Origin of the sequence: Corynebacterium sp. CNJ-954, from assembly GCF_001942345.1 — a bacterium.
Classification (GTDB): Bacteria; Actinomycetota; Actinomycetes; order Mycobacteriales; family Mycobacteriaceae; genus Corynebacterium.
This window is the reverse complement of the sequence record NZ_MKKI01000013.1, coordinates 16,430-33,749: the sequence shown is the minus strand read 5'-3', so window position 1 is coordinate 33,749 and position 17,320 is coordinate 16,430. Positions and strand designations below refer to the sequence as shown.

17 protein-coding genes, 5 tRNA genes and 1 pseudogene are annotated in these 17,320 nt (G+C 66.2%); 10 read left to right on the top strand and 13 right to left on the bottom strand.

From position 1 onward, the window contains the following. From BJF89_RS19100 to BJF89_RS07035, 3 genes are all read right to left on the bottom strand, one after another. Window positions 1–202 (bottom strand): hypothetical protein (locus BJF89_RS19100; protein WP_222843810.1); only part of this gene is annotated, 202 nt, incomplete at its 3' end. Next, window positions 199–333, bottom strand: coding sequence for a hypothetical protein (locus BJF89_RS19390; protein WP_255372521.1), 135 nt, complete (start codon window positions 331–333; stop codon window positions 199–201). The genes BJF89_RS19390 and BJF89_RS19100, both read right to left, overlap by 4 nt. A gap of 128 nt (window positions 334–461) precedes the next feature. Continuing rightward, window positions 462–533 (bottom strand) — tRNA-Val (locus BJF89_RS07035). Window positions 534–868: 335 nt separating this feature from the next. On the opposite strand from BJF89_RS07035, the gene BJF89_RS07030 reads away from it, so the two are divergent. The 6 genes from BJF89_RS07030 to msrB all read left to right on the top strand — a co-directional run bounded on the left by BJF89_RS07030 (window position 869) and on the right by msrB (window position 3,236). Beyond that, a tRNA-Gly gene (locus tag BJF89_RS07030) sits at window positions 869–941 on the top strand. 69 nt (window positions 942–1,010) lie between these two features. Continuing rightward, window positions 1,011–1,082, top strand: a tRNA-Cys gene (locus BJF89_RS07025). An 8-nt stretch (window positions 1,083–1,090) separates the two neighbouring features. After that, window positions 1,091–1,162 (top strand) — tRNA-Val (locus BJF89_RS07020). A gap of 47 nt (window positions 1,163–1,209) precedes the next feature. Then, window positions 1,210–1,285 (top strand) — tRNA-Gly (locus BJF89_RS07015). Between the two features lie 155 nt (window positions 1,286–1,440). Then, window positions 1,441–2,799 (top strand): glycosyltransferase family 87 protein, encoded by a 1,359-nt coding sequence (locus BJF89_RS07010; protein WP_255372520.1) that lies wholly within the window; start codon window positions 1,441–1,443, stop codon window positions 2,797–2,799. 5 nt (window positions 2,800–2,804) lie between these two features. Continuing rightward, window positions 2,805–3,236: a peptide-methionine (R)-S-oxide reductase MsrB gene (gene msrB, locus BJF89_RS07005; RefSeq protein ID WP_075813541.1), complete on the top strand. Its 432-nt coding sequence runs from the start codon at window positions 2,805–2,807 to the stop codon at window positions 3,234–3,236. A 16-nt stretch (window positions 3,237–3,252) separates the two neighbouring features. Here the strand turns inward: msrB and hemQ are convergent, their stop codons facing one another. The 3 genes from hemQ to hemE form a co-directional block, all read right to left on the bottom strand. Beyond that, window positions 3,253–3,972: a hydrogen peroxide-dependent heme synthase gene (gene hemQ / locus BJF89_RS07000; RefSeq protein ID WP_075813539.1), complete on the bottom strand. Its 720-nt coding sequence runs from the start codon at window positions 3,970–3,972 to the stop codon at window positions 3,253–3,255. A gap of 113 nt (window positions 3,973–4,085) precedes the next feature. Further along, on the bottom strand, window positions 4,086–5,510 hold the full coding sequence (gene hemG / locus BJF89_RS06995) for a protoporphyrinogen oxidase (protein WP_075813537.1): 1,425 nt from the start codon (window positions 5,508–5,510) through the stop codon (window positions 4,086–4,088). Beyond that, window positions 5,507–6,688: a uroporphyrinogen decarboxylase gene (gene hemE / locus BJF89_RS06990; RefSeq protein ID WP_075813535.1), complete on the bottom strand. Its 1,182-nt coding sequence runs from the start codon at window positions 6,686–6,688 to the stop codon at window positions 5,507–5,509. Before hemE ends, hemG begins: the two co-directional genes overlap by 4 nt. Window positions 6,689–6,766: 78 nt before the next feature. Between hemE and BJF89_RS06985 the strand changes: the two genes are divergently transcribed. Further along, the gene (locus BJF89_RS06985) at window positions 6,767–7,438 is read left to right on the top strand and encodes a DUF3000 domain-containing protein (RefSeq protein ID WP_075813533.1); all 672 of its coding nucleotides are present in this window, start codon (window positions 6,767–6,769) and stop codon (window positions 7,436–7,438) included. Between the two features lie 10 nt (window positions 7,439–7,448). Continuing rightward, on the top strand, window positions 7,449–8,741 hold the full coding sequence (locus tag BJF89_RS06980; RefSeq protein WP_075813531.1) for an HRDC domain-containing protein: 1,293 nt from the start codon (window positions 7,449–7,451) through the stop codon (window positions 8,739–8,741). Here the strand turns inward: BJF89_RS06980 and dxs are convergent. The 5 genes from dxs to dut all read right to left on the bottom strand — a co-directional run bounded on the left by dxs (window position 8,734) and on the right by dut (window position 14,163). Next, window positions 8,734–10,662 carry a 1-deoxy-D-xylulose-5-phosphate synthase gene (dxs, locus tag BJF89_RS06975; RefSeq protein WP_075813529.1) on the bottom strand — a complete coding sequence of 643 codons (1,929 nt, stop codon included), beginning with the start codon at window positions 10,660–10,662 and terminating at the stop codon, window positions 8,734–8,736. The two genes, BJF89_RS06980 and dxs, sit on opposite strands and share 8 nt — an antisense overlap. A gap of 237 nt (window positions 10,663–10,899) precedes the next feature. Continuing rightward, window positions 10,900–12,195, bottom strand: a complete 1,296-nt coding sequence (locus BJF89_RS06970) for a class I SAM-dependent RNA methyltransferase (RefSeq protein WP_075813527.1) — start codon at window positions 12,193–12,195, stop codon at window positions 10,900–10,902. After that, a complete protein-coding gene (locus tag BJF89_RS06965) occupies window positions 12,192–12,836 on the bottom strand; it encodes a DUF3159 domain-containing protein (RefSeq protein WP_083650548.1) in 645 nt (214 codons plus the stop codon). The genes BJF89_RS06970 and BJF89_RS06965 overlap by 4 nt, the downstream gene beginning before the upstream one ends. After that, window positions 12,833–13,609 (bottom strand): DUF3710 domain-containing protein, encoded by a 777-nt coding sequence (locus tag BJF89_RS06960; protein WP_075813525.1) that lies wholly within the window; start codon window positions 13,607–13,609, stop codon window positions 12,833–12,835. The genes BJF89_RS06965 and BJF89_RS06960 overlap by 4 nt, the downstream gene beginning before the upstream one ends. 95 nt (window positions 13,610–13,704) lie before the next feature. Next, complete coding sequence (dut, locus tag BJF89_RS06955) at window positions 13,705–14,163, bottom strand: dUTP diphosphatase (protein ID WP_075813549.1); 459 nt, start codon at window positions 14,161–14,163, stop codon at window positions 13,705–13,707. A 66-nt stretch (window positions 14,164–14,229) separates the two neighbouring features. Between dut and BJF89_RS06950 the strand changes: the two are divergent. Then, window positions 14,230–14,765: pseudogene (locus tag BJF89_RS06950) on the top strand (DUF3093 domain-containing protein). A gap of 78 nt (window positions 14,766–14,843) precedes the next feature. On the opposite strand, the gene BJF89_RS06945 reads toward BJF89_RS06950, so the two are convergent. Continuing rightward, a complete protein-coding gene (locus BJF89_RS06945; RefSeq protein ID WP_038548381.1) occupies window positions 14,844–15,143 on the bottom strand; it encodes a DUF4193 domain-containing protein in 300 nt (99 codons plus the stop codon). A 296-nt stretch (window positions 15,144–15,439) separates the two neighbouring features. Next, window positions 15,440–16,375 (bottom strand): inositol monophosphatase family protein, encoded by a 936-nt coding sequence (locus BJF89_RS06940; protein ID WP_083650547.1) that lies wholly within the window; start codon window positions 16,373–16,375, stop codon window positions 15,440–15,442. Between the two features lie 68 nt (window positions 16,376–16,443). Between BJF89_RS06940 and ppgK the strand changes: the two genes are divergently transcribed. Continuing rightward, window positions 16,444–17,232, top strand: coding sequence for a polyphosphate--glucose phosphotransferase (gene ppgK / locus BJF89_RS06935; protein ID WP_075813523.1), 789 nt, complete (start codon window positions 16,444–16,446; stop codon window positions 17,230–17,232). Window positions 17,233–17,320 lie beyond the last annotated feature (88 nt).

Here is a 17,320-nt window from a genome sequence, read left to right as displayed (position 1 = left end):
GAAGGTCTGCCACCGCGTCCGATTCCACCCGGTCTAACGTGCGAGTGACGGCGACGCGTGCAGCATCCGGTGAAGGGTATCCGGCGCGACTAGCGACCTCGGCCCATGTGTGTCCCTGGGAACGGAGAGTGACGGCGTGGGAGGACTTGCCACGGGCTTCTATGCGCGCCGGGCAGTGCTTAGCGTTGTCTTGCCCGCTCATTCTTGTACCCCCTCAGTGAGGTACGCGGCCATGAAGTACGCGGCTGCGGCGTAGTCGTCGCTGCTGTCTACGGTGACGTTGAGGGTGGGGACGTTGCCCGGTGTTGTGGGAACGTCGAGGGGGGTTTCCATGTTGCGCTTGCCCTGTTCTGCAAGACCGGGCCATGGTTTCCGGGTGCGTATTTGCACCGTTGTTGCATCAGGCCTGTTTCCTGCTAGTCGTTTATGTATCTTGACCAGCGCAAGCAGGGCTATAGTTGTGGTCCCAGCTGGGATCGAACCAGCGACCTTTCCGGTGTGAACGGAACGCTCTTCCACTGAGCCATGGGACCTCGGTGGAACGAGAGGTAATCTATCATCACCCACCGTCAAGCGCGCAACTTCGCACGTCACGGCGGTGACAGCCGAGTATGGTGACAAGGAGCCCCAAGGCCCGGGTGCGGCACCGCTTTCGACGGAGTCGGCGAAAGAACTCGGAGACCATGGCGTAGTCCACGAGGTGACGACGATGGAACCGGTGGTTCAGAGCCGCGAGCCACCGTTGAATGACATCGGTGGTGTTCGAACCGCTGGCTCGATTCCTGGGATAGGTGCGCCTACCTGGCTGTTTGTGTGCGGTCGACGAAACCTATAGAGTTCTGGGTCGCACCGGTACTTCACGGTGCTTGCGGATGTAGCGCAGTTGGTAGCGCATAACCTTGCCAAGGTTAGGGTCGCGAGTTCGAGTCTCGTCATCCGCTCAGGTTCTCATTTTCTCTTCCGGTCCCCAACCGGTAGGGTCGAGATCCGGCACGAGGCGGCGACGCCACGGTGGAATGGCTGAGTGGCTTAGGCAACGGTCTGCAAAACCGTGTACACGGGTTCGATTCCCGTTTCCACCTCGCACCACGCGCGTTTAGCTCAGCGGGAGAGCGCTTCCCTGACACGGAAGAGGTCACTGGTTCGATCCCAGTATCGCGCACGAACAGTCCCTTACGGGCCTGCTCAGCAGTATGATTGCTAGAAAATGCGGATGTAGCGCAGTTGGTAGCGCATAACCTTGCCAAGGTTAGGGTCGCGAGTTCGAGTCTCGTCATCCGCTCCATCGCCGAAGACCCGTCGACAACCGTCGACGGGTCTTCGGCGTCCCCTGCCGACTCCTGCCGATGTCTGCCGACGCCTGCTTTCCCAGCGGCGGTACCCCGGGACGGATGCGTGGCGGTCCCGGGGATAGGCCCCGCAGGCACTAAAATTCGCACAGTGACTGCACAGATGACCCCAGCCGACGCCGCTGGCGGTAACGGAGACACCGACAGCACCCGGGCACACCGATCAGGGGGGCTGCGTCGTAGTCTCCGGACGCCGGCCGGCGCGTTCACCATGGCCGCCTGGCCGCTGGCCATCTTCACCATCATCCACCGGGTGTTCCTCAATCCGCAGAACAGCCATCCCACCGACGACTTCACCACCGTCTGGGACGCTCTGCACCGGTTCATCGACGGCGTCCCGGTCTACGACGAGAACTACAGCTTCGTCGATCCCCACTACCTCTACTCCCCCGGCGGCACGCTCCTGCTCAGCCCCCTGGCTCTTCTGCCGTCCTGGGACATCGGTCGCATTCTCTTCATCTTCGCCAACGGCATGGCCGTCCTCGTCGCGCTCGCTGTGTTGACGAAGCTGGCCCGGCGTCCTCTCACCGGGCCGGTCCTCCCCGTGGCCGCACTCCTCGTCTTCGCGAGTGAATCCGTCACCAACACCCTCCTGTTCTCGAACGTCAACGGGATTCTGCTGGCCGTCGAAGTAGTCTTCCTCTGGTGGCTGCTGGTCGGCTCCGGTGACGTCTCCTGGCGTTTCGGCCCCGGCACCGGACAACGTAGCACCCTAGCCACCGTCCTCGCGGGCATTGCGGTGGGCCTTGCCATCACCGTGAAGCCCCAGTTCGCCGTCCTGCTCTTCCTCCCGCTCGTCAAACGTCAATGGTGGGCACTCGTGTCCGGCATCGCCGTGCCCGTGGTGTTCAACCTGGTCGCCTGGCCACTGATGACACAGCCCTCCGACTACCTCGACAAGCTCATGCCCTATCTGAGTGAGGTCCGTGACTACGCCAACTCGTCGATATCGGGCGTCGGAGTCTACTTCGGCATGGATGACTGGTTCATCATGGTGCTCCGCGTCATCTTCGCCGTCGCCGTCGCTGTCACCGTCCTCGGGATGCTGCGCTGGCGGAACTCCGACCCGCTGATGTGGGCGTCAACCACCACGGGCATCCTGATGACCGGCGTGTTCATGGTGAGTTCGCTGGGACAGATGTACTACTCCATGATGCTGCTGCCGATGATCTTCACCATCTTCTGCCGGTTGTCGGTGATGCACAATCCGGTCACCTGGATCGGGGTCTACTGGTGCATGTCCGGTGACTCCTGGAACTCCGACCGTTGGGAATGGCCCGGGCGTATCGTCGAATACACCCGCGGTACCGTCGGATGGGGCCTGATCATCCTTGCGGCGGCGACATCCGTCGTCGTCTGGCTCGTCACCGACTGGCGTCGTCAGAATGACCACCGTGACTCCACGACGGCACCGGGCACACCCGAGGAACTTCAACCCGAACAGAGGTAACAGCGATGACCGAGAACCGGCCCGACATCCGCCCACTCGAAGACTTCTCCACGCTCACTGACGCACAGTGGCGCGAGCGCCTGTCACCCGAAGAATTCCAGGTGCTGCGGAACTCGGCGACAGAACGTCCCTACACCAGTGACTACACTGACGCAGAGACAGAAGGTGTCTACCTGTGCCGCGGATGCGGGACAGAACTCTTCCGTTCGACCGAGAAGTTCCACTCCCACTGCGGGTGGCCGTCCTTCTTCGACCCGGCCGACTCCGATGCGGTCGAGACACGCGTCGACGACTCACTGGGGATGCGTAGGACCGAGGTGGTCTGCGCCACCTGCGGTGGGCACCTCGGACACGTGTTCGAGGGTGAAGGCTACGACACGCCCACGGACCTGCGTTACTGCATCAACGGGATCGCCCTGCGCCTTCAGGAGCGCTGACGCGCCCCGACCCCACTCAAGGAAGCTCGGAGATAAAAGTGGCGAGTTCGGTGGCATCGCCGTTGACCCGGCGTCCCGTGAAGAAGGGGACTTCCTCCCGGACATGGCGCCGCGCCTCGGTGTAGCGCATCTTGTACATCAGGTCGACGATGCGGTCCAGGGTCGGGCTCTCGAAGGCGAGGATCCACTCGTAGTCGCCCAGCGCGAAGGCGGGTACGGTGTTCGCGCGGACCTCGTCGTACCCCCGTGCCGCCATGCCGTGCTCCGCCAGGATCGTGCGACGCTCCTTGTCCGGCAACAGATACCACTCATAGGAACGGACGAACGGGTACACCGCAATCCAGTCCCCCGGGTCCTCACCCATGATGAACGAGGGAAGGTGGGACTTGTTGAACTCCGCCGGCCGGTGCAGGGCGGAATTCGACCAGTACCCGTCGCAGGCGCGGCCGAGCGTGGTCTCCCTGAGGAACCGACGGTACGCCCGCTGCAGGTCCTCGAACTTCTCTGCGTGCCACCAGATCATGATGTCCGCCTCGGCCCGCTGCCCGGTGAGGTCGTAGACACCGCGGACGGTCAGTTCCTCGTCGTCGAAGGAGGCGAGGAAGGATTCCAGGTCCGCCGCCACCGCAGCCCGTGCCTCATCGTCATCCGGCAGCTCACCGTTGCGCACCGTGAACACCGACCACATCGTGTACTGCAACTTCTCATTGAGTTCCCTGAAATCAAGCTTCGCCATGGTTCTCAACCACCTGTCCTGTCCATCGACCTGTTGTATGTGTCCTGGCTGATCTTAGCCACCGTGTCCTGCGCCCCCGCCAGAGGGAGCGCGAGGCACCCGCCAGAGTCCCGTCAGAGTTCGTCGGCGATCTTGCGCGCTGCAGCCCGACCTGTCTCTGCGCAGGCGGGCACACCGACGCCGTGGAGGTACGCCCCGGCCACCGCAATTCTGGGAACCTCGTCGACCGCGGCCTCGGCGATCCCCATGAGCTCGGTGTGCCCCACGCCGTAGACAGGAAGCCCACCCCACCATCGCTGCACGAATGTCTCGGTTGGGCGCCGCGTGACACCGGCGACACGTGCGAGGTCCTCGACGGCGTACTCCACGAGGGTGTCGTCGTCGGCGTCGAGGAGACGACCGTCACGGAGTGTCCCGAAGCTGGCACGCACGAAACCGCCGTTCCCCCCGTGACGCTCACCGATGTGAGGCCATTTCCGCGAGGAGAACGTGAATGCCTTGGCGTGCGTAGGACCGTCCGCGCCGATGAGGATTCCCGACCGGTCGGGAATCCCGGCGTCACCGTCGGCACCGTCGTAGCTGAGACCGACCACCGCCGAGCCGGCCAGGTCAACACCGCCGAGGATCTCCGCGGCATCCGGTACCAGGTCCTTGAGCAGGACTGATGCCGTCGGGGCCGGGGTCGCGACGACGACTGCGTCAACGGTCCCGACGGGTTCAAGGTAGATACGTCCGTTGTAACGGCCGATCTCCTCCACCTGTGTGTCGACATGGATGTCCGCGCCGGAGAGTTCCGCGAGCCTGGTGATCAGCGTCCTGTACCCCGTCGCCAGTGAGTTGAACGCGGGGCCGGCGCCAGAAGTGGAGGACGACGCACGCAGCGCCAGTGCCTCAGCCACGGCCGTGGACAGGTAAACGTCATCTCCCCGTGCAGCGATGTCGTCCATGGCCTCCGCGACCTGGGGAACCGTGGCCCGCAGTCCGAGATCGTCTGCCGAGGACGAGTACACCCCACCGAGCATGGGAGACACCAGACGGTCGACGACCTCGTGACAGTACCGTCGGCGTACCAGTTCACCCACGTTGACGTCGTCCCCGACGATCCACGGCAGCGCAGCGCCGTCGCGCTCGGAATCCACCGCCGCCTGTGCAGACGGGCTGAGCACACCGTCCACGTCTGAACCTTTCGCGGGAATCCCCATGACCGTCGCCGGCGGGATGTCCACGAGCTCTCCGTCGACGAGGAATGCACTCCGCGCCCCCGACGGTGTCCGGAGCTCCTCCCCCAGCCCGAGATCCTCGACAAGCTGCGCCATTCCGGTGTGTCTGGTCAGGAACGCCTCGGCCCCCATGTCCACCGGGCCGGCGGCGAAATCGACGGTCTTCAGCTTCCCGCCGAGTCGGCTGTACGCCTCGAGAACCAGGATCTGGGCACCGGGACCCAGTCGACGTCGTAGTTCCCAGGCGGCGAACAGGCCACTGACGCCGCCGCCGACGACGGCGACACGAGGGCCGGTACTGATACTCGGATCCGTCACTGCTTGTGCACCTCCGCGAAGGCCCGGGTGATCGCGTCCGGATCGGTTTCCGGGAGAACACCGTGGCCGAGATTGAAGATATGGCCCCGGGCGTCCCCGGCCGCGACGGCCCGGTCGGCCTCTCGACAGACGCGGCGTACCTGGTCAGCGATCACCTCAGGTCCGGCCAGGAGGATGGCGGGGTCCAGGTTTCCCTGGATCGCACGGACACGCCGCTCAGCCGGGACCCGGAGGTCACCGGACTCGTGGGCGGTGGTCAAGGACGAGGTGACCCGGCGTGCAGCCACGTCGAGAGGGGTCTTCCAGTCGATGCCGATCACATCCGGCCCCACTGCCGCCATCTCTCCCAGCAGCTCTCCGGTGTTCACCCCGAAGTGGATCACCGGAACACCGTACGGACGCACGGCGTCGATGATCCTGTGCGAGTACGGTGCGACGAACTCGCGGTAGTCACGCAGACTGAGGAATCCCGCCCAGGAGTCGAAGAGCTGGACCGCATCCGCCCCGGCTTCGATCTGCACCTGCAGGAACCGGACCACGGTCGGCGTCAGCTTCTCCATCAGCGCGTGCCACAGCTGCGGCTGCGAGTACATCATCGCCTTCGTCACACCGTGGTTCTTCGACGGCCCGCCCTCGATCAGGTAGGACGCCAGGGTGAACGGGGCACCGGCGAAACCGATGAGAACCTGGTCGTCCCGCAACTCCTCGAGGATCCCGCCGATCCCTTCGACGACGGCCTCGAGCTGGGAGGGATCGACGACCGGCAGGGCATCGACCGCCTCCGCCGTGCGTACCGGTGACTCCAGAACCGGCCCGCGTCCGGCGACGATGTCCACCCCGACTCCCGCCGCCTTCAGCGGCACCACGATGTCGGAGAAGAGGATCGCCGCGTCAGCATCATGACGGCGCACCGGCTGCAGGGTGATCTCGGCGAGGAGATCCGGGCGGAAACAGGAGTCGAGCATGCCGACGTCCTTACGGATCTCGCGGTACTCGGGCAGCGAACGCCCGGCCTGGCGCATCATCCACATCGGACGACGGGACGGGACCTCCCCCCGGGCTGCCGCCAGCAGCGGAGCATCGGGGGAGGCACGTCGGGCGGAGCGCGCCGTGCCGACCGCCTCTTCAGTCGGACGGAGATCGGCGACGCCGACCGGGGACGAATTCTGGTCAACCATGTCTCCAGATTATGCCAGTTCCCCGACGAAGTGGACCACCGACGGCGCGCCTGCGCCACATCGTGATTTCCGCCGGTTATGTTGACCTCTGTGAGCGTTCATTCAGAGACGACAGGTAACCCGGGCCAGGCCACGACGGCCGATGCCACGGAGGCTGTCCCCGGCCCGTTCCGGGAGGCGGTCACCTCCATGCATGCCGCACCGGTCCGCAGTGGCATCACTGTGACCGACATCCGTCCGCCGCGGAAACTCGCGCCCTACAGTCATGCGATCGGCCTCGAGGTCGACCGATTACCGGGAGTGACCGACGCCGTCGGGGAGTCCGGGCGCGACGGTGGGGAAGCCGCCGTGCCCACAGATTCCGAGGGTGACGCATTCGGCAGACTCATCCTGCTCCACGACCCCAGAGGGTCGGAAGGGCCCGGGATGATGAAGCTCGTGGCCTACATCCAGGCCGACCTTGATTCGGCGGTCGCCGAGGACCCGCTGCTCCCCGAGGTCGCCTGGGACTGGCTGACCGAGGGACTCGACGGTAACTCCTTCAGCGACCTCGGCGGCACCGTCACCGCCACCGCCTCCAGCCGTTTCGGGGACATCGGCGGCCCCGCCAACGCATTCCAGATCGAGATGCGCGCCTCCTGGAGCGCCGCCGGCACCGACCTCTCCGGGCACGTCACCGCGTTCTCCAAGGTGCTCGCCAACGTCGCCGGTCTTCCTCCCGAAGGGGTGACCTCCATCAGCGGTCGGTAAGGTGACAGCTGTGGCTGAACACCTCTCCTCCCCCCGCGGCGGCATCCCCGCCCTGTCCGACACACCGGAGTCGGTGCAGGCCGTCTCCGAGTCCCTCTCGTGCGGACGCGGTCCCGTCGCCGTCGACACAGAACGCGCGTCAGGCTTCCGGTTCGACGACCGGGCGTTCCTCGTCCAGCTGCGGCGGGACGGTGCCGGCACGCATCTGGTCGACCCCGCCGCGGTGCCCCAGGCCGGTGAGATCCTCGCCCCCGTCATGGACACTGCCCCGTGGATCCTGCACGCCGCCCACAGCGACCTTCCGGCACTGACGTCACTCGGGTGGCACACGCCGGAACTCCACGACACCCAGATCGCCGGCCGGTTGCTCGGTTACGGCCAGATCGGACTGGCCGGCATGCTCGAGGAGTTCCTCGGTGTGACGGTGGCCAAGGACAAGGGGCGCGAAGACTGGTCTGCCCGCCCGATCCCCGACGCCATGCTCTCCTACGCCGCCCTTGACGTGGAGCTGCTCATCGAGTTGCGCGACGTCACCCTGTCCCGGCTCCGTGACCTCGGCCGGGACGGCTGGTACAGGCAGGAGTGCGACCATGTCAGCAAAGGGTGGTCCTTCCCCGTCCCCGTACCGGACTGGCGCAAGCTCCGCGGTATCGGCCATGTCCGGGACCCCCGCGGGCTGGAGATCGTCCGGCGCCTGGTCGATGCCCGGACCTCCGTCGCCCGGGACAGGGACGTGCCGCCCGAACACGTGCTGCGCGGCTCGTCGATCCTGGATCTGGCACAACAGCCCGGGCGTGCGGACCAGCGGCTGAGGCGTGAGGTGTCCGGCGCCTCCCGCCTGGCGCGGACGTCGAGAGGGTCCGGGGTCGCGCGTGAACTGACAGCAGTCCTGTCCTCCGCGGTGCGACAGGCGGTCTCCGCGGACCCGGCGAGTCTGCCGGACCGCCCGACATCGTCAGCCGGACGACCCGACCACCGCACGTGGGAGCGCGACCACCCGCTGGCCCACCGTCTGTCGACCGGCTTCCGCGACGCTCTCGCGGTGGTGTCCGACCATACCGGGATCCGGGCCGAGGACCTTCTCACCGTCCGTGCCCTCCGGTCGGTGGCATGGGACGTCTCCTGTGCCCTGCTCCAGACCGGCAGGAGGAACCCGTCCCTTCCCGGAGAGGACCCGGGGGACCCGGTCAGCGAGCTGGAGGACATGCTGGGACATTCACTCGAGGACCAGCAGTGCCGCCGGTGGCAGGTGGACCTGCTCATCGACGCCTTCGCCCCTGTCGCCGCCGACGAGATCAGCTGACGTCGGTCGTCTCCGCGCGACGTCGGGTCTCGTTCGCGGCCCAACTCCGGACCTGCTCCACCACGGACTCCGTGTCCAGGCCCACCTCGGCGAGCACCTCTCCCCTCGAACCGTGCGCAAGGAACCGCTGGTCGACGCCCAGGTAACGGACCGGTGTCGACACCGACGACTCGGACGCCGCACGCGCGAGCATCTGGCCGGCACCGCCGTGTACCCCGTTGTCCTCCACCGTGATCACCAGGTCGACGTTCCGTGCCAGTTCAACGACCTCCGGTGACACCGGAGTCACCCAGACCGGGTCGACCACGGTCACCGCATGCCCTTCGGCGGCGAGCACATCCGCGGCCGCGATCGACTGTGCTGTCAACGGACCGTAGTTGACCACCAGCACCTTGAGTGAGTCGGCGACGGCGAGGTCCGACCCCTCCGGTGCGACGAGGACATCGTAATCGGTGCGGGAGTCGACGGCCGGGACATCGGCCGGGACCGCCCCCTTCGAGAACCTCACCACGGAGGGACCGTCCGAGACGGTGACCGCACGGTTGAGTGCCTCGACCAGGCGCCGGCCGTCCCGGGGGGCCGCCACCCGGATGCCCGGGACGATTCCCGTGATCGACAGGTCCCACATGCCGTTGTGGCTGGCCCCGTCGGACCCGGTGATACCGGCACGGTCAAGGACGAACGTCACCGGCATGTGCAGCAGCGCCACATCCATGAGCAACTGGTCGAACGCCCGGTTCAGGAATGTCGAGTACACCGCGACGACGGGGTGCAGCCCACCGAGGGCGAGCCCGGCTGCCGAGGTCACCGCGTGCTGCTCGGCGATCCCGACGTCGAAGGTCCGTTCCGGGAACACCTCGGCGAAACGGGAGAGACCGGTCGGACCGGCCATCGCCGCGGTGATCGCGACGACATCGTCCCGGCGACGTCCGATCTCGATGAGCTCGTCGGCGAAGACATCGGTCCAGCCACGGGCACTGACCTGGACGGCCCGTCCGGTCACCGGGTCGATGACGCCGGTGGAATGCATCTGGTCGGCTTCGTCGTTCTCAGCCGGGGCGTAGCCGTTGCCCTTCTTGGTGACGATGTGGACGATGATCGGCCCCCCGTAGTCACGGGCGTAGGACAGCGCCGCTTCCACGGCGCGCACATCATGTCCGTCCACAGGGCCGACGTACTTCAGACCGAGGTTGCTGAACAGCTCCTGGGGGATGACGGCATGTTTGACGCCCTCCTTGAAGCTGTGGAGCAGCTTGAACGCGTGCTCACCGACCGCCCCGAGACGGCCGAGAGAGTTCTTGCCCTGCTCCATGACCTTGTCGTAGGCCGGTTGCATCCGCATGCCCGCGAGACTGTGAGCCAACCCGCCGATCGTCGGGGAATAGGACCTGCCGTTGTCGTTGACGATGACAGTCAAGGGACGGTCCTTGCCCTCGGCGATGTTGTTGAGGGCCTCCCAGGCCATTCCCCCGGTGAGGGCGCCGTCACCGATGACCGCGGCGACGCGTCGTTCGGTCTGGCCGGTCAGCTCGAACGCCTTGGCCAGGCCGTCCGCGTAGGACAGGGACGCGGAGGCGTGAGAGGACTCGGTCCAGTCGTGGGGGCTCTCCGCACGGTCCGGATAACCCGAGAGCCCGTCACGCTGGCGGAGCGTGTCGAAGAGATTCCTGCGGCCGGTGAGGATCTTGTGGACGTAGGACTGGTGGCCGGTGTCGAAGATGATCGGGTCCACCGGGGAATCGAAGACGCGGTGCAGTGCAATCGTCAGCTCCACCACACCGAGGTTCGGGCCCAGGTGCCCGCCGGTGGCGGACACCTTCTCGATGAGAAACTCCCGGATCTCGCCAGCGAGGGTTTCGAGCTGGCCCGACGTCAGCGGCCGGAGGTCCGCCGGAGACGATATCTTTTCAAGAATCGACATACCCGTTCTCTCTTCTCCGTCCCTGTCGCCGCCAGCCCCCTCTGCCCCATGATTCCGGAGCACCCGGGGTCGACGGTCGACAACCTACGCTTCAGTCGTACTGCCTGAGTCACAGGCACTCCGTCCATCTTACGGGCCCGCGCCGCGTTCACATCATCGGACCTCACTATTGGGTCTGGGCCTGGGCTTTCGGGACGGCTTTCGGGGCAACTTTCGGGGCGGCTCCCCTGGCATGGTCTAACGAACGTAACGTACGAGCACCTCGACGTGGTGGGTCAGTCCGAAAGCGTCGACGACGCTGACGGAGTCTGGACGGTAGCCGTGTTCGGCGAAGGACGCGGCGTCACGTGCCGCCGTCGCCGGATCGCAGCCGATATGAAGGACGGTGGAGGGTTCACGCGCGGCGACCGCGTCAATGACCTTCCGGCCCGCGCCGGTACGTGGAGGGTCCAGGACGACCACCGACGGAGGCGTGGCACCGGGTGCCGCCCCACGCAGGGTGTCGACGCATCCGGCGACGTCCCCGGTGACGAAACGGACGTTCCGGTCCGCCAGGGTGTCGCGTCCCGCCGCGGTGGCGGGCGAGGCGATATCCACGCAGTCGACAGCGATACCCGGGGCCGCATCGCCGAGTGCGGCGGCGAACACCCCGGCGCCGCCGTAGAGGTCCCAGGCCAGTTCACTGTCCACCGGAGTATGCGCTGTCACCCATCCGGAGTACATTCCGGCAGCGGCGCGATGAGCCTGCCAGAATGCTTCGACCGGAACGCGCCAGGAGCATTCCCCGACCGTGCGCACCACATCCCCGGTTCCGCTGAGCACCCGGCGCTGCACAGCACCGTGCCGACGGCCCCGGGCCCTGCCCCGTTGTCCGCGCCGCCGTGGGCGCGGTACCGGTGGGACCTCGACGATGCTGCGGGTACCGTCGTCCCCCAGCGCGACACATACTTCAGCCCCCGGGGTGAGACTGTGTGCAGCGAGTTCGGTGGACAGTCCCTCCGCCAGAGCCGGCGCCCACTGGGCACACTGCACCACCGGACTGTCCAGGGGAATCACCCCGGCGCTGCTTCTACGTCGGAGGCCGGCACGTCCGTCGGGATCGACGCCCAGACGCGCCCGGGTACGGTAACCGGTGAACGGGTCCGCCGACACACACTCCGCTGTGTGGCCGTCCGACAGAGCGTTCAGGTCGATGCCACCGATTCGCTGGAACTGTTCGACGACGACCTGCCGTTTGACAGTGAGTGAACCTACCTGGTCCACGAAGTCCAGGTCACAGCACCCGGCTCCTGCCGCGGCGGCCGGACAGAGAGCCGGCACACGGTGTGGAGAAGCCTCCCCGATAGCCTGGGCGTCCGTCACAGTGGCAGTGAGAAAACGCTTGCCCGACTTTCCCTCGTCGATGTGGACGGGCACGCCCTTCTCGCCAGGCAAGGCGCCACGGACGAACACCACCTGGCCGTCCACACGGGCGACACCTGCCCCTCCGTGGGCGGGACCGAGGATGTCGACGGTGGTGACCGGGCCCGTCATGCCGCACGCTCAGAAGCGTTGGCTTTCCGCACGGCCCACACGGTCACCAGGACCACGACGGCCGTCAACGGCAGGCCCATGATGATCCGTGCGACACCGAGCGCGCCGACGGCATCGTCCTGGACGTAGAGCCACTGCTGGACGATGAAACGCCCGAAGAAGACCACAGACCAGGCGAAAGTCGCCAGGCTGTAGGCCCGCACCGCAGTCCGGTTACTCCGCCAACGGTGACCGGACCCGTTGATACCGTGCCAGATCACGGCCACGAGAGGCCACCGGACCACGATGGACACGATGAAGACGACGCCGGCCACCAGCGAATACCAGATGCCGTAGGCGAAGTACCCCTTGGCATCGCCCAACAACCAGGCGATGACCGCGCACAGGCCCACCCCCATCAGCCCCGACACCGCAGGCATCAGCGTCTCTTTGCGTGCCAGGCGCCAGAGGAAGACCAGCACCGACACGGCGACAGCGGCGATCAGTGCCGGAGTCAGGCCCCAGCGTGAGTTCACCGGCACCAGGACCAGCACGGGGAGGACGGAGGCGACCAGCCCCGACAGTCCTCCGAGCTGCTCCAGGACAGTCGGTGCGGCCGTCTCCTCCGGCTCCTCCCGGGAGCCCGGGGCCCCGTCGGTCACTCCCCGTCCTCCGGCTTCGCCTTGGCGGCGTCCTTCTGCCGTTGCTCGACGACCTTGCGCAGTTCCTCCGCCATGGCCGCCGGAATCGTGACCGGCAACGCCTGGCCCGCAGGCAGAGGATCGTCGCCGCGGTAGACGAAGGTACGTGAGATGACCTCGTAGGCGAGTTCCGCGAGCTGGTCCGCCTTGTCCGCCGGGCCCGCCAGCGTCATCCGCAGCATCCACCGCGGGCCGTCGACACCCACCACACGCATGGTGCCGGCTTTCATGGTGCCGACGAGCTCGGTCCCCCAGAGACTCTGCCCCTGCCGCACCTCCAGACCATCGGCACTCATCCCCTTGGTGATCTCGGGAATGTTCTCCTCCCACTGTCGTCCGGAACGGGGGGCAGCCAGAGCCACCGGGGTCAGCCGGCCGAAAGGGGTGAGAATATGGATCATCTGCGGCCCCTTGGGCCCCATCTCCACCTGGACCTCACCGTTGTGTGGCACCGGCACACGGAGTGATCCGAGATCAAGACCACTTTTCGCGAAATCCGAGTAGTCGAATGTGGAGTAGTCCACCTTGTCCCCGTCAAAGGGACCGAAATCCCCGTTGACCGGGTCATAGGCTGAAGCTGTCTCGGGGACAGACGACGGCTCCTGCGATCCGGCGTCGTTCGGACCGGCATTCGGAACAGGGGAGGTCGAGGGGGTCGACGCCGACTCGCCGGTCTCACCGGTGCCGGCGTCAACACCGTCGTTACCTTCATTCTTCTTACTGAAGGGCCACATGGTTGGGTTACTCCTCACTTATCGGGGGAAGGGACGGGCGTCATGATGGACAGTGGTCGACTCGGACTGGGCGTGCCGGACATACGAGGATCTGCTCAGTCACCCGTCGAGCCGTGGCCACCTGCTCCACGCACCGTGTCCCCGAGCCCGGCGATGTCGGCTACTTCCTCCACGGCACACAGCGACACCTCCTGCACCAGGAGCTGGGCGATGCGGTCACCGCGGTTGATCGTCACCGGTACGCCGGGATCGAGGTTGATCAGACAGACCTTCACCTCGCCACGGTAGTCCGCGTCCACCGTCCCCGGGGCATTCACGATGGAGATCCCCTTCTTCCACGCCAGACCACTCCGGGGGTGGACCAGGCCGACGGTCCCCACCGGGAGTGCGACGGCTACCCCGGTCCCCACCAGTGCCCGCTCGCCGGGAGCCAGCGTCACATCCTCCGCGCTGTGCAGGTCAAGGCCGGCGTCACTGGGGTGTGCCCGGGACGGCATGGGCAGGTCAGGGTCGAGTCGCGCAATGCGCAACGGTGTGTCGAGACTGTCGGTCATGGTCACGGAGTCTACCGTCGGCTCCCGGTTACTGACAGCAGCGCCCGCAGGTTAGACTAAGGGATCGTGAGCGAGCCCGAGGTGACAGGAGATGACGTGCCACAGGATTCCGGAGAGAACCGGCCCGGCGTGACCGGTCCGGCCGTTCTCTACCGCGAGCGTCAGCGCGTTCCGTTGTCCTGGTGGCTGATCGGCCTGGGCGTCAGCACGCTGATCGGCTTCCAGGGCCAGATGAGCCGCGAATGGTACTGGGGACTCGCACTCGGTCTCCTTGTACTCGCCGCGGTTGTCTGGGCGCTTGTACACCTGTCGAGCAACGAGCTGATCGTCGAACAGGACGCCGACGGGGAAACGTGGCTGCGTGCCGGGGAGGCTTCCCTACCGACCTCGGTCGTCAGTCGCAGCCTGCCGGTCCCCCCTCCGCGCGGAGTGCTGCCATGGGACGGCAACTCGATCCCGCCGCCTTCGTCTACCACCGTCCCTGGATCCCCTCCATGGCGATGCTGGTGTTGGAGGACCCTGACGATCCCACCCCCTACTGGCTGGTGTCCACCAGCGAACCCGAGCAGTTGCTGACTGCGTTGGGGACCCCCCAGGTCTAGAGAAGAGCCTGGGACAGGCCGTACAGCCCCGTGCCAGGCGCGGTGCGCACACCTCGGGGGACTACTACCCCCGGCGGATCACTCGCAGTCGATGCAGACCAGGTTCCCCTTGCCGTCATCTTCGGCGATCCGGCTACGGTGCTGGACCAGGAAGCAGACGGAGCAGGTGAACTCGTCGGTCTGACGGGGAATCACCGAACCGCTGAGTTCCTCGCCGGACAAGTCAGCCATGGGCACGTCAATGGGCTCGACGATGTCTCCGTCGTCGGTGTCGTCGACGGCGGGTTCGGCCTTCTCGGCGGCCTTCAGCCCCTCGAGGGAGTCGGTCTCGATCTCGTCTTCGGGGCGGGTACGGGGTGAATCGTAGTCAGTCGCCATGATGATGCTCCTTGGTTCCGTTATCCGGTGGGAACAGATCCGATGCCGGATAAGGCTGTGAAGTTACAGATATGCAGGTGTGGTCACGTATCAGCGAGAGCCGGGGCCCGTCGAGTCACCGGAAACCCTCACGCAACGACCGTGGAACACCCTGCCAGTAACGAAGCGTCAGCGGCGGATATTCCCGGCGTTTGACGCGCATAGTAAAGCAGCGGCGAACCATTGTCACTTCACCGCACCGTCGCCGCCACCGCCTTCGCCGGGCACAGGTCCTTTACCAGCAAAAAGACCGCGCGTCACGGGTGCCCCTCGGAGACGGGGAAAGTGATGCCGAGCACCTTGCCTGCAAGCTCATCAGCGATACCTGGAGCGGCTGCGAGTATTCCCACACCCTCGTCCTGACCGGCAACCAGGGGAGGCATAAACACGACGGCCCCCGAGCGTGCCGCGATGAGACTGCCGGCGGCATGGTCCCACGGGCCGAGCCCGTGTTCGTAGTACGCGTCGAGCCGTCCCGTCGCCACGGCACACAGGTCCAGTGCCGCGGACCCCATCCGTCGTATGTCACGGATCTCCGGGAGGAGGCCGACGAGGAGTTCCGCCTGAGACTGTCGGCGGGAAGACACATAGGAGAAACCGGTGCCCACCAGGGCCGTGGACAAATGCTGCAGTGTCCTCGGTACGGTTCCGTCGGTCACGTGGTCCTCACCGGCGACCGTCGTCACCAGGTCACCACCCACGCATGCCGAGTACACAGTGGCGTGGGAGACATCGGCCACCGCCCCGGCAACCGGCACCCCATCGACGCAGGCTGCGATGCTCACGGCACTCGCAGGAATCCCGTACACCAGGTTGACCGTCCCGTCCACCGGATCGACCACCCACGTGACTCCCCTGTCGACCAGCGCCCCTCCGTCTTCTTCACCCAGGACAGGATCTGCGCCAGCCCCGCGGCTGGTGAGCTCATGGAGACGTCCCCGGATCAGGTCCTCACTCGAGCGGTCGATGGCGGTCACCGGGTCAACGTCGGACGACTTCGTGTCCTCGACGTCGAGGCGTCCCGAGGAGCCGACCGCAAGAGACCGCTCGCCCCGTACATGTGCGGCGGCTTCGGCGGCAACCGTTGCAGCGATACGTCGGAGATCGTCCGGTGAACGCCCCGCGAATCGCGTCTGCGGCGCGTGAGGGTCGGTGGTGGTCGTGTCCCGGTCGAGTCGGATCAGCTCACTCATGACCAACATCCTGCCAGCACCCTGCGTCCTCGCGCCCGGCCCCCACGACTGCGGTAGCATGCGTTGTCATGACTGAAACACCCACGCAGGAGTCAGCGGACACCGGATACGGGGTTGACATCGGGGGCAGCGGGATCAAGGGGGCTCTGGTGGATCTCGGCACCGGGGAGTTCATCGGTGACCGGATCCGGCTCGACACTCCCCGGCCCGCCACTCCTGAAGCCGTCGCAGACACAGTCGCTGCACTACTGGACGACGCCGGGTGGACAGGTCCCGTCGGTCTCACCGTGCCGGCTGTGGTCCGTCACCAGGTGGCGGTCACCGCCGCCAACATCGACCCCGCGTGGATCGGCACAGACTGCCAGGAACTCTTCGGAGAGCGCCTCGCCGTCGACGGACACCGTCGCAGCGTCAGCGTGCTCAACGACGCCGACGCCGCCGGTATGGCGGAAGCTGCCTACGGTGACGCATCCACGAACCAGGGGACGGTACTCTTCCTGACCTTCGGCACCGGAATCGGCTCCGCCCTGCTCTACAACGGTTCACTGTTCCCGAACACCGAACTCGGGCACCTGAATTTTCCCGCCATGGACGCCGAGAAATGGGCATCCTCCGCCGTACGGGACCGGGAGGACCTCAGCTACAAGGAATGGGCGAAGCGCGTGGACCGGGTCCTCCACGAATACGTCCGCATCCTCAATCCGGCCAGGATCATCGTCGGCGGCGGGATCTCGAAGAAGCACCGCAAGTGGCTCCCCGAGCTCACCGTGGACGCCGAAGTGGTTCCCGCGGCGCTACTCAACCGCGCCGGTATCGTGGGCGCTGCACTGGCCGTCCGCGACGAGATACGGCCCTGATCGCTGAAATTCAGCGCAACTGGGTTATAATTGGGGGTCGACTGTGCTCCTGACCAAGGACCACACACTGCAAGTCCCCTGACCCCGC